Below are 12,812 nucleotides of genomic sequence, written 5' to 3' on the forward strand. Positions count from 1 at the left end.
TCTTGTTTATTATTTATTGAGCTTATTAGGAGAATATTTTAATAAAACAGGACCTTGCACACCTGGTTTGGGTATTTTACTTTTAATATTTTTACCTATTCTAACGCTTATTTTGTTGATTGTTAATTTGATTAAGTATTATTCTCGCAATGAAAAACATTTGAAATACAGTATATTAATTCATGGTTTAGTATTTTTATCTTTATTGTGTGTTTACATTTATATTTCAAAAGCTAAAATATAAACTACAGATTTATAATTTTCCCATTTTGAATACCTTAGACCAACCTATTTTTCATAATGATTATGTTTGATAAGCAGCAACGAAAACTCAAAAGATCAGCCAAATTATTTTCTGTATTAAGCAAATACGGCTTCAAAGATGTATTGGCGAGAATGCAGGGTGGAAAAAAGGTTGAGGATACTTCAGATGAAATAGTTTCTAAAGGAAGTGTTTATGAGAGAATTCGATTAGTATTAGAAGAATTGGGGCCTACTTTTGTGAAGCTGGGACAAACTTTCAGCAACAGGGAAGATCTGCTTCCTAAAGAACTGATTCAGGAGTTGCAGAAATTGCAGGATAAAGTCGAAACGGTAGAGATGAATGTTGAGGATATTCTGGAAAATGAATTTGATATTTCTGTGAATGATCATTTTACAGAAATTCAGAAAGTCCCTTTGGCAACGGCTTCTATTGCACAGGTTTATAAAGGAATTCTGAATGACGGAACTGAGGTGATTTTAAAAATTAAGAAACCTGATGTTCAGACTGTCATTGAAGATGATCTGTTGCTGATTAAAGACCTTGAAAAACTCGTTTCCTCTTACTCAGAAATAGGAGAGAAACTGAATCTGAAACAGGCGATTTCCACGTTCGAAAAATCTCTGCTCGAAGAAGTTTCATTGATTAACGAAAAAGAAAATATTCTGCAGTTTAGAAGGAATTTCAAAAGCAATAAAGAAACTTATGTTCCGAAAGTATATGAAGAATTCTGTAACAATAATGTTCTTTGTATGGAATTTATTGATGGAATAAAAGTAACTGATAAATCGATACTTTTGGCTAACAATATAGATCCTGTAAACATCTCTGAGATTGGTCTGAGACTTTTTGTGACCCAGATTATGGATTACGGTTTTTTCCATGCTGATCCTCATGCAGGGAATATTTTAGTGAAAAAAGACGGAAAAGTTGTTTTCATAGATTTTGGAGCGGTAGGAAAAATTCCGCCTAACGATAAAGAAGTACTGGAAAATCTTATTGTAAGCTTCGTGGCTAAAAATCCTCATAAGATTGTAAGATACCTAAAAAAAATGGCGATAAGCTATGAAATTCCGGATGAAAGAAGATTTGAAAACGATGTGGAAGATATTCTGAATTTTGTTCACAGTACCTCTTTAAAAGAGATCAATGCACAGGTGATTATCAATAAGATGAAAGATGTTCTAACAGATAATCGACTGCAGATGCCTGATTATTTTTATCTTTTGTTTAAAGGAATTACTTTGATAGAAGGAGTTGGACGAAATATTAACCCGGATCTGGATGTTGTAAAAAGTTTAAGTCCGTTTACCAAAAAGATTTTTGCCCGAAAGATCAGTCCGCAGAATCTTTTTAAAAGCGGAGTCGACCGGGTAATGAATTTTACGGACAATGTAGATGAAATTCCTAGGGAATTGCGTTCCGTTTTACAAAAATTGGATGAAAATAAATTTACGGTTTCCAGCGAGATAAAAAATCTGGAGAAAACGAATCAGTTAATTAAGTCAAGTATTGTTAATCTCATTTTAGCAATGGTTTTAGGAGCCAATATTATTGCAACATCAATTGTTTTTGTTTCAGAAGCTGGTCCCAGAATCGGAGAGTTGTCATTGGTTGCTGTTTTAGGATTTATCTTTTCAATATTTTTAGTGATCATCATTTTGCTGAGAATTACAAGAAAATAATTATAAATCATATCTGTCATTCTGACGTAGGAAGAATCTGTTACTTTTATTGAGATTCTTCCTACGTCAGAATGACAAACTTACTGTTAAGCTTTATCTTAAAACTTCCCTTCAAACTTTAAAAAATTAATTGTCTATCTTTGCAAAATGGAAAAACTCACTTTTGCAGATTTTGATCTTCCGGTTAAAATTCTTGATGTTTTAGCAGATTTAGAATTATTTGAACCTACTCCTATTCAGGAAAAAAGTTTGAAACCTATACTTTCGGGACGTGATGTGATGGGAATTGCACAGACCGGAACAGGAAAGACATTAGCTTATCTTTTACCGGTTTTAAAAACCTGGAAATACAATAAATCCGGAAATCCAACGGTTTTAGTGTTGGTTCCAACCAGAGAATTGGTAGTTCAGGTAACGGAAATCCTTGAAAAACTAACGGAAAACATCACTGCAAGAGTTATAGGGATTTACGGAGGTAAAAATATTAATACACAGAAGCTTTTATTTGATGGAGGGTGTGATATTTTGGTAGGAACGCCGGGAAGGGTAATGGATTTGTCTATTGATAATGCCATTTCATTGAAGGAAGTTCAGAAACTGATCATTGATGAGTTTGACGAAATGCTCAATTTAGGATTCAGACCTCAGTTGACGCATATTTTTGAGATGATGAAAGAGAAAAGACAGAATATCTTATTCTCTGCAACCATGACTGAAGCTGTTGACGAGATGCTGGATGAATATTTTGCAAGCCCTGTTGAAATTTCACTGGCAAAATCAGGAACACCGCTTGAGAAAATAGAACAGACCGCTTATAAGGTTGAAAATTTCAATACGAAGATCAATTTGCTTGAAAATTTATTGAAAAATAACGAGGATATGTCCAAAGTTTTGATTTTCAATAATAACAAGAAGCACGCTGATTTATTATTTACTAAAATTGATGAACTTTTCCCTGGGCAGTTTGATGTCATTCACTCCAATAAGTCTCAAAACTACAGACTGAAAGCAATGAAGCGTTTTGAGAATGAAGAAATACGAGGATTGATTACTACGGACGTAATGGCGAGAGGTTTGGATATCTCAGATATTACCCACGTTATCAACTTTGAAACACCTGATATCCCTGAACAATATATCCACAGAATCGGTAGAACAGGTAGAGCGGATAAAGACGGTAAAGCGATAACTTTTGTTACCAAAAAAGAAGAGCCTTTGATTCTTGATATCGAGTTATTGATGGATAAAGATTTAAAATTCATCGATTTCCCTGAAGATGTAAAAATAAATCCTAAAAAGATTGCTTCTGAAGAAGAGCATATTGCCATGAAGAACCCTGCTCCTGTAAAACTGAATGATGGAGGGGGAGCTTTCCACGAAAAGAAAGCAAAGAATACCAAAGAAAACTGGGGTGGACCTTCGAAAAGAAAAGCGCCTAAGAAGTTTGGAGCCAACAGAGCACAGCAGAAAGCAATCTCTAAATCTAAGAGAAAGAAATAAAATAAGAAACACTTCCATTTGGAAGTGTTTTCTGTTTATCTTTTTAAATAGACGATGTATTCATCATTCGTACCATCTCCGTCATAATCGTCATTCTCTCCCTGAAGAGCAAGTTCAGAATTGGTAAGATTTAATACTTTAAAGTTTATAGTATTATCTTCTAAATTCATTGCAAGTGTTTTTCCTGATTCATTGTAAGAATAGGTTCCCATATCGTTGTCGGAAACACAATTCCCTCCGGTTTTATAATAATCATTGCTGATTAATGCTCCATCTTCTTTGAATACAATAGTCGATTTAGCTGCACATTCATCCGGTATTTCTGTTTCAGAAGATCCATTGCCATATTTATAGCTGAATTTGTTAACCTTCCAGGTTCCGATTATTAAATTTTGATCATCATCATCTTTCTTACAAGAACTAAAAACGAAACCTGCAGCTACAGCTAATAATAAAATTTTTTTCATTGTTATTAATTTTTTTAAAGTTCACAAAGAAATGAATTTTTATTATATCGTGCAAGTAGAGTTTTTTATATTGTTTTTTTGAATTGAAAGTTGAAAAAATCATCCAATAAATGTGAATTCATGATTATTCATCATTGTTTTCACAAAGAAATTAAGCTGCTCGTTATTTTGTAATCTTAAAAAAAATAGCCTATTTCTTATTTGTTTTACTTCATATAAGGATTCATTACAGAAGTCCAAAGTCGGTAACCTTCAGGAGTCATATGGAGCATATCTTCTACAAAAAGGTCTTTTCTGATATTCCCGTTTGAATCGTTCATCACTTTTGTAATATCTATGAAATCAGCATTTTTTTCTTTTTTCATGAATTTAGCAATCTTTTTATTGGCTTCCTTCATTTGAGGCCATAGTTTCTCTCTGCTTGGCGAATACTTAATCGAAATATAATCTACTTCTATTTTCGGGAATTTCTGACGAATTTTCTGATAGAATGTTTTGAATCTGTCAACAACAACATCTGCTTTTAGTTTGTCATCGTCCGCAAAATCGTTTTCCCCACAATAAATGATGATTTGTTTAGGCTGATAATTTAAAAGATCATTCGCATAATAATTAAGATCTGTGAGCCTGGAACCTCCAAAACCTCTGTTAATAATAGTTTTGGTAGGAAAATAATTGGCTACATCCGTCCATTTTGTGAAGGAGGAGCTTCCGATCAAAAGAATAGCATTTTCAGGAGGAGTATTTTCCTGATCAATTTTTTTGAAATTTTGAATGTCTTGCCAAAACATCGGCTTTTTTTCCTGAGAAAAGAAAAGGGCAAAAGTCAGCAATAAGAATGCTGATAACATCTTCTTCATTGTTCTAAATTTTTGTAGGATAAAGGTATAAAAAAACTCCCGGAAAAACCGGGAGTTATGTATTATTATCTTTTAAATGACATATAAACTCGATCATTGACTCCATCTGCATTATAGTCAATATCAGTGGATAAATCTAAAATTTTAAGCTCAGAGCTTGATAAGATTTCTACTCTATAAGGTTGGTCACCATTATTATTATACTTTATGGTAAGAAGTTTAGTTTCTGTGTCATAAGTATACTTTCCTTCGCTTTTACCAGCGACTTTACAATCTGCACCGGTACCGTTATAATATGTATATGAAGTAGAATAATCAATACTGAAATGAGTAATGTCTTTTGTACTGCATCCGGTTACCGGAGTTGTTAAAAGAACAGTTTTACCATCTTTCCCTGATACAATTTCCGTTTTACTTGTCTTCCAATCTCCTTTTAGAATATCTAATTCGTATGCTTGCATATCGTCATCTTTACAAGAAGTAAGCGCCAAGGCTGAAAAGGCAAATAAAAGTAGCTGTTTTTTCATTATCACAAATTTAAGAATGTGCTAAAATATAAATAAATTTGTAATATCAGTAATGAAATAAAGGTTTTTTAAATGAATGTTTGCAAAAAAAATGAATTTATCTGTTTAAGGTTAAAAGTTTAGAGTTTCATGCCTAATTTTTAACTGTAAACTGAAACTCTAAATCTAACATTTTATTAATAGCTCATTTCTACAATCTTGTAGGCATCCTGCGGGGTAAGTTTTTTGTATTCTCCTAAACCTAACCAGTTTCGGTCTGTAAAAGCTTTTTCTACTTTTTCGGCTGTTCCCTTATAATCTTCCGTATATTCTGAAAGTTTGGTCTGGATATGTAAGCTGTGAAAGAATTCTTCCAGTTTTTTTATTCCCAGTTCTGCTTTTTCTTCTGTACTACCATCTTTGATTCTCCAGACTCTTTCTGCATATTGAGCCAGTTTGCCTTTTTTAGTTTCAAAATTATAACGGTAATGTGAAGGAGCGATAATCGCTAAAGTTCTGGCGTGATCAATTCCGAAATAAGCGGTTAATTCATGTCCCATTGCATGAACCGCCCAGTCTGTAATTACTCCTTTTTGGATCAATCCGTTAAGAGCCATAGTACAGCACCACATAAAGTTCCCGGCAGCTTCATAATCAAAATCATCCGCTAACACTTTCGGAGCAGTTTCCTGTAAGCTGATTAAAATACTTTCAGCAATTCTTTCCTGTAAATCTGCAGAAGAAGGAGCGGTCATATATTGTTCCAAAACATGAGTATAAGCATCTGTTAATCCATTCACAATCTGATTTTTAGGAATAGATTTTACCACTTCAGGATCTAAAACAGAAAATTGCGGGAAAAGTCCAGGACCTCCGGAAGATAACTTTTCATTAGTCTCTCTTCTTGAAATCACGTATCCTGAATTCATTTCAGAACCTGTAGCCGGTAATGTTAAGATGCTTCCGAAAGGCATTCCTTCGCCTTCAAAAGTTCTCACAGGTTTTTTTAAGATTTCCCACGGTTCTCCAACATAATTAGCAGCTGCAGAAAGAAATTTTGTTCCGTCAATGACAGAACCTCCGCCAACTGCTAATAAGAAGGTGATGCTTTTTTCTTTAATAAAGTCTAGAGCATTGATCAGTACTTCATATTCAGGGTTCGCCGGAACACCACCGAACTCATAAAGGTCGTGATCTTTTAAAGCTTCTTTTACCTGATCGTAAACACCGTTGTTTTTGATGCTTCCACCTCCGTAAATCATTAAGATTTTAGCATCTTTAGGAATTTCGTTGGAAATTTTAGCAATTTCACCTTTTCCGAAAAGTATTTTTGTTGGATTTTTAAACTCGAAATTAAGCATTGTTCTTACATTTTTTGTTACCCAAATGTACGGAATGCTTTTTCAAAAATAAGTTAAGATTGTTTTAAAATTCCAATGATCATCTTAAATGATACCTATTGAAACTTCGTCTTTATTTCTTCTAAAGTATAAGTAGCAGGTATTATTTCTTTTCCGGTTCTGTCCACAAAACCATAAAGATCTGATCTTGATTTAACCAAAGCCCAATCTTTTTTTATGGCGTCAAACTTTTCTATTTTAGAATAGATAGCAGGAACTCTTTCTTTTCCTGATTGATCAATTAATCCATATCCATCGGAGATCGATTTAACCAAAGCAAAATTATTATCCAAAACTCCAAATTTTTCAATTTTGGAATAGATAGGCTTTACGATCAGCTTTTTTTGCTTATCAATAAAACCAAATGTTCCGGAAGATGTCTTTACCAATGCCCAATCTTTGTGGTATTCATCATATTTATAAATTTTCTGATATTGAGCAAAAGTAAAATGGCTGAAGAATACAAATAGTATTAGCGCTGCTTTATAGAATGACCCAATTACTGATCTTTTAAAGTTCTGATTTTTCATAGTTTGTAAATTGGTAGAGCGAAACTATTGAAAAAAGGTATAAAGACAAAATTAAATTTACCAGTATTAATGAATTAAAGCATAATCAGATGTTTTTAATAGAATCCTTTACTTTTAGACTCTAGTTTTCCTGTTTTTCTATTTATCTTAACTAGAAATGATTCTTTTGTAACGGAAGAAGAGTTGCTAAGCTTTGACAGATACATAATGATATAATGATCTTCAATCTTATAAGCGCCTCCGGATATATTTGAGGAATCAAACATAAAACCATACGTTTGGGCAATCAGGAGGGCTTCCGGAAGATTATCAACAGAGCCGATAAAATTTCTCAATTGCTGTTCAGTTGAAAAGTATTTAGACTGGCTGTTTTCACAGGCAACAAGGTAAGAAAAACAGTTTTCACCTAAACATTTCTGAAAAAAACCTTTGTCAGGAGCAGGGTCATTAATCGTCATATATTCCGGCGCCTGGCTTTCATAGATAATAGCTTTGTCGGGATTCGGATTATTATGAAATACAGACCAGTATTCATATTTTTTATCAGGTACAATAAAGGGATAGAGTAGCTCGGTGTTGTCCAGGATTTCAGGTATTCTTTTGAAATCAGTAGGAACTGTACGTTGGGAGAGCATCAGACCTGGTAGCAGAAAAGAAAAGATTGAAATAATTCTCATAAGTGTTTTCTCAGATAAATTCGTGCCAGTTCAATTACTGGAATATAATTTTATAATATCCTTTTTCATCTGTTACATCTATTTTTATACCTGTGAAAGTTATCTTATTGATCTGATAACCATCACAGCCTCCTTTAAATTCTGATGACTGAATAGAAAAATCAAAAACTTTAATATTAGAACTAAATTTATAGTTTTTTGTACCGTTGTAGGCACCTACGTTTTCTAAAATGATTTTATCATCAGAAGTTTTGGTCAGCTGTACTCCGGTCTGGTTTTCTTCTACAATCGAATAAGAAGCCAAACTACCATTGGTGATAAGGTTTTCATCATTAGAATTAACGAATTCAAAAACGATAGGTTGGGGAGCGTTATAACAGTCTTCACCACAGGCAGTGAAAAGTAAAGCGATTACAAGGAATAAAAATATCTTTTTCATGGAATATAGATTGGTGGGAAATGTAAAATTAGCTATTAATGAATTGTAATCAAAATTAGAATAGCCTTAGTGTTATATATCCCGCAAAAATATTCATAAAATTTATATAATTTTAAACTAAACGTGATTTGAATTCAAAACAAAATCTCCTACATTTGTTATATGATACACGACCAACGCGCAGAAAAATTCAGGCAGATCGTGGAAAATAAGTTCCAGATCTACAATTCATTATTTATGAGCCTGCCTTATGATAAAATGACGAATATCGGGATGTTGCTTCCGTTTCTTTGTGAAGAAAGCAAAATCGGCTATGAAGCCGGAAAAACGCCTGAAGAAATTGTTGAAGAATTTTTTAAAAATCATACAGATTTGCAGACCGAAGAGCAGAAGCTCGAGCTGCTTTTTAAAATTATACAATATATTGAAAGACAGGTTGTTTTATTTGATAGTATTGAGGACGCTGCATTTCCGAATCTACACTCCGAGAGTGATAACGGAACGGTGACCAATATGTATGAACGTTCATTACAGGACCATAAGCTTGAAAAAATACGGGAAAAATTAAAGGATTTTGCAGTGAAAGTTGTGTTTACAGCCCATCCGACACAGTTTTACCCGAATTCGGTGCAGCGAATCCTTCATGATCTGAGAAACGCAATAACGACTGATTCCATTACAAATATCGATATGCTGTTGCAGCAATTGGGAAAGACTCCGTTTGTGAACAAAGAAAAGCCAACTCCGATTGATGAAGCTTTGAGTATTATTTATTACTTGAGATATGTATATTACGATACTATTGGTGAACTTTTTACTAAAATAAAATCAATATTCAGTAATGATCATTTTCATTTGCATGAAGATGTAATTCAACTTGGTTTTTGGCCGGGAGGTGATAGAGATGGAAATCCTTTTGTGACAGCGGATGTGACAAAAAGAGTGGCAGAAGAACTTCATTCTGCTATTTTAAAGGCTTACTATAATAATCTGAAAACAGTTCGAAGAAGGCTAAGTTTTAGAGGAGTTTCAGATGTTTTAACCAAACTGAGCAATGAACTTTATTCAGCAATTTTCAGAAATGAAAAAATTACGTCCGATGATATTATCAAAAGACTGGATGAAGCTGAAAAGATCTTAGTAGAACAACACAATTCGCTATTCCTTGACTTACTGGTAAATTTCAGAGATCGTGTAAGAATTTTCGGGACTCATTTTGCAACCTTGGATGTTCGTCAGGACAGCAGGATTCATCAGAAAGTTATCGATGAAGTTTTTGCTAAAGTTTACGGCGATTTGGAAGCGAGCAATGAGGATAAGTTTAATCAATTGATTCGAATCCCGGAAAAAGTAAATCCTGATGATTTTGAAGATATTATTAAAGATACTTTATTAACAGTTTCTCAGATTTCAGAAATTCAGCAACTGAATGGATTGAGAGGAATGAACCGTTATATTATCTCCAATTCCGACGCGGTAAAAGATGTGATGAATGTGTATGCATTTTTCAAAATCTGCGGCTATAAAGATGAAGATATCAATATGGATATTGTTCCGCTTTTCGAAACCATGGAAGGTCTTGCCAATGCTGAAAATGTAATGAAGGAATTATATCAGAACCCGGTTTACAAAAAGCATCTGGAAAAAAGAGGAAATCAGCAGACCATCATGCTTGGTTTTTCAGACGGAACGAAAGACGGAGGATATCTGAAGGCAAACTGGGAAATCTATAAAGCCAAAGAAGTGTTGACAAAACTTTCTGAAGAAAATGGAATTAAAGTGATATTCTTCGATGGTAGAGGTGGACCACCGGCAAGAGGAGGAGGCAAAACTCACGACTTCTATGCTTCACAGGGAAAAACGATTGCGAATAATAAAATAGAATTAACCATTCAGGGACAAACCATTACCAGCATTTTTGGGAATAAAGAGCAGGCGAAATATAATTTTGAGCAGCTTCTGACAGCCGGCGTTGAGAATGATGTTTTTAAAAATGCTAAAAAAGACTTAACCGAAAAAGAAAGGGCTTTAATCATTGAATTGGCGGAAATCAGTTATCAGAAATATTCGGATCTGAAAGCACATCCTATGTTTGTTCCTTATCTTCAGGAAATGAGTACATTGGATTATTACGGAAAAACCAATATCGGAAGCCGACCTTCGAAAAGAGGAAACGGAAGTGAGCTGAAGTTTGAAGATTTAAGAGCTATTCCATTTGTAGGTTCATGGTCGCAGTTGAAGCAGAATGTTCCGGGGTTCTTCGGTTTCGGTTTTGCCATGCAGCAGATGAAGGAGCAGGGAAGATTTGATGAAGTAAGAGAGCTATATAAAGGTTCGGATTTCTTCAAAACGTTGGTTTTAAACTCTATGATGAGTATGAATAAAACGTATTTCCCGTTAACTTATTACATTAAAAACAATCCGAAATTCGGTGCGTTCTGGAATATTTTGTTTGAAGAATATAATCTTTCCAAGAATATTATGTTAGAGTTAACTGGGTTTAAAATGCTTCAGGAAGAAGATCCGCTTTCAAGAAAATCGGTAAAGATTCGTGAAAGGATTGTTCTTCCTTTATTGAGTATTCAGCAGTATGCTTTAATGAAAATCCAGAAAGGAGAAGGGGATAGAGAAGCGTATGGAAAACTGGTAACACGTTCGTTGTTCGGAAATATTAATGCGAGCAGAAATTCAGCATAAAAGCTATCCCAACTGTCATTCTGAACGAAGTGAAGAATCTCTAAATAAAACAAATAATAATTAAAAATAAAAGCCTCTCGATTTGAGAGGTTTTTTAATTTATTCCTTTATAAATTTCTCATAATATACTTTATCCTTCGTTTGAATTTTCAGATAATAAACTCCTTTTGCAAAACTTTCAACTTTTACAGATTTTTGATTGTTGACTTTAGTAATTAATCGTCCCAAATTATCATAAATTTCAACAGAACTGACCTCTCTCTCCGAAGCGATATTTAAAATATTTCTAACAGGATTCGGAAAGATGACAAGAGAGTTTTGCTTAACGAGTTCAGAGGTATTTAAAACCGAATTATAAAAACTTCCGAAATTAAGAATTCCATATCCCATTTGATCGGTATAACTTGGAAATAGAGAAGCGGTCTGACGCAGTTTATTTCTCATCAGATCTCTGTTCATGGTAGAAAAAGCCTGAATAAGACAGGCAACGCCACCCGCAGCAATGGGTGTTGCAATAGAAGTTCCGGAAACAGTAATGAGAGATCCGTTGTCTACTGTTGTTGAGTTGGTACCTCTTGCCGCTGCATCAGGTTTGATTACTCCTGCTGAATTGGGTCCATACGAGGAAAATGCTGAAGATAGATTTGCGGAATTTACCGAGCCTATTGAGAAAACTTTTGCATTATCTGCAGGTGTTGTGATATAATGCCATGGTTGTTCTCCGGAATTACCGGCTGCAATCAATACAAATATTCCTTTGTTGACCGCAATTTCAGCACCTCTTGCAATGAATGAAGTCGTTCCGTTCATATTTGCGTAGGAATAATTATATTTAGGATCGTCAAAGGCAGAATATCCTAGAGAAGAGGTAATAAGATCTACACCTTTTCTGTCTGCTTCTTCGGCAGCTTCAATCCAGTACATTTCCTCTTCCGGAATTTCCACTGTGGTATTCTCACTTCTGTATAGATAAAAATCGGCATCCGGAGCCGATCCTACAAAACTGTTCTGAAGGTAACCTCCGATTGCTCCTAAAACTACAGAACCATGATTATTCAGGGTTGTATTGTAAATATCAGTGTTTTTTGCAACAAAATCATAGCTGGCTTTTATTTGGCTATTTGCCCATAATCTTGAAAAAGCAGCACCTGTATTTACGAAAGGAAATCCGGTGTCAATTATAGCAATAGAAACACCTGTTCCCGTATATCCTGCAAGATGCAGTGGCTTAAGATTGATTTGATCAATCTGTTCTAAACCAGAGCCATAATTGAAGATTGTAGATAGGTTATTGAATTTTTCAAAACCGTTCCATTTATTTTGATTCTGAATTTTTAAAGTTAATGAAGAATTTTTAGCAAAGCTTTGTACGGATGATACAAACGGAAGTGTTTTTATCAGATTGACCTGTGCCTGGTTAACGTTTACAGCGACGCCATTCAACCATTTGGAATAATCGGTCACAGGAATACCCAAGTTCTGTATACTTTGTATGTAAGATTGTTCTATGGGAGCGTCCTGATCATTTAGTGCTATGCCTAGATTGATTCTTCGGTTCAGGGATTTTTGAGTGAGTTCTGATAACGGATTTGCATAAAATGCAGTTTTATTCGGTTTATCATTAAAATAAACAAAAACAAGTTCTGTCTGAGCAGAAAAAGAAGAGCAAATTGCTAAAAAACAAAAAGATAGAAATTTATTCATGCATTTATTTTGTATAAAGATAAAACAAAATCAATAAAATTTTTGAAAGGATATTAAAATCCTTATTTTTACAGAAATAAATTAT

At 34.1% G+C, this 12,812-nt stretch carries 11 protein-coding genes; 3 read left to right on the forward strand and 8 right to left on the reverse strand.

Annotated elements, in window-relative coordinates:
* The first annotated feature begins 306 nt into the window (after positions 1-306).
* Positions 307-1,947, forward strand: a complete 1,641-nt coding sequence (locus CLV73_RS01290; RefSeq protein ID WP_100376945.1) for an AarF/UbiB family protein — start codon at positions 307-309, stop codon at positions 1,945-1,947.
* A gap of 147 nt (positions 1,948-2,094) precedes the next feature.
* Positions 2,095-3,447 carry a DEAD/DEAH box helicase gene (locus tag CLV73_RS01295; RefSeq protein WP_100375097.1) on the forward strand — a complete coding sequence of 451 codons (1,353 nt, stop codon included), beginning with the start codon at positions 2,095-2,097 and terminating at the stop codon, positions 3,445-3,447.
* A 35-nt stretch (positions 3,448-3,482) separates the two neighbouring features.
* Here CLV73_RS01295 and CLV73_RS01300 read toward each other — a convergent pair whose 3' ends face one another.
* The 7 genes from CLV73_RS01300 to CLV73_RS01330 form a co-directional block, all read right to left on the reverse strand.
* Complete coding sequence (locus CLV73_RS01300) at positions 3,483-3,914, reverse strand: lipocalin-like domain-containing protein (protein ID WP_100375098.1); 432 nt, start codon at positions 3,912-3,914, stop codon at positions 3,483-3,485.
* 206 nt (positions 3,915-4,120) lie between these two features.
* Positions 4,121-4,774: a GDSL-type esterase/lipase family protein gene (locus CLV73_RS01305; protein WP_100375099.1), complete on the reverse strand. Its 654-nt coding sequence runs from the start codon at positions 4,772-4,774 to the stop codon at positions 4,121-4,123.
* Between the two features lie 65 nt (positions 4,775-4,839).
* Positions 4,840-5,235, reverse strand: a complete 396-nt coding sequence (locus CLV73_RS01310) for a lipocalin-like domain-containing protein (protein ID WP_228424141.1) — start codon at positions 5,233-5,235, stop codon at positions 4,840-4,842.
* Between the two features lie 242 nt (positions 5,236-5,477).
* Positions 5,478-6,641, reverse strand: a complete 1,164-nt coding sequence (locus CLV73_RS01315; RefSeq protein WP_100375101.1) for an iron-containing alcohol dehydrogenase — start codon at positions 6,639-6,641, stop codon at positions 5,478-5,480.
* Between the two features lie 95 nt (positions 6,642-6,736).
* The gene (locus CLV73_RS01320) at positions 6,737-7,210 is read right to left on the reverse strand and encodes a WG repeat-containing protein (RefSeq protein WP_100375102.1); all 474 of its coding nucleotides are present in this window, start codon (positions 7,208-7,210) and stop codon (positions 6,737-6,739) included.
* Between the two features lie 95 nt (positions 7,211-7,305).
* Complete coding sequence (locus CLV73_RS01325) at positions 7,306-7,887, reverse strand: hypothetical protein (RefSeq protein WP_100375103.1); 582 nt, start codon at positions 7,885-7,887, stop codon at positions 7,306-7,308.
* 34 nt (positions 7,888-7,921) lie between these two features.
* On the reverse strand, positions 7,922-8,326 hold the full coding sequence (locus CLV73_RS01330; RefSeq protein WP_100375104.1) for a putative periplasmic lipoprotein: 405 nt from the start codon (positions 8,324-8,326) through the stop codon (positions 7,922-7,924).
* A 162-nt stretch (positions 8,327-8,488) separates the two neighbouring features.
* Between CLV73_RS01330 and CLV73_RS01335 the strand changes: the two genes are divergently transcribed.
* On the forward strand, positions 8,489-11,023 hold the full coding sequence (locus tag CLV73_RS01335) for a phosphoenolpyruvate carboxylase (RefSeq protein ID WP_100375105.1): 2,535 nt from the start codon (positions 8,489-8,491) through the stop codon (positions 11,021-11,023).
* A gap of 99 nt (positions 11,024-11,122) precedes the next feature.
* On the opposite strand, the gene CLV73_RS01340 is transcribed toward CLV73_RS01335, so the two are convergent.
* Positions 11,123-12,727 (reverse strand): S8 family peptidase, encoded by a 1,605-nt coding sequence (locus CLV73_RS01340; RefSeq protein WP_100375106.1) that lies wholly within the window; start codon positions 12,725-12,727, stop codon positions 11,123-11,125.
* Between the last annotated feature and the right edge of the window lie 85 nt (positions 12,728-12,812).

It is taken from the genome of Chryseobacterium geocarposphaerae (assembly GCF_002797535.1).
In the GTDB taxonomy this organism is placed as follows: Bacteria; Bacteroidota; Bacteroidia; order Flavobacteriales; family Weeksellaceae; genus Chryseobacterium; species Chryseobacterium geocarposphaerae.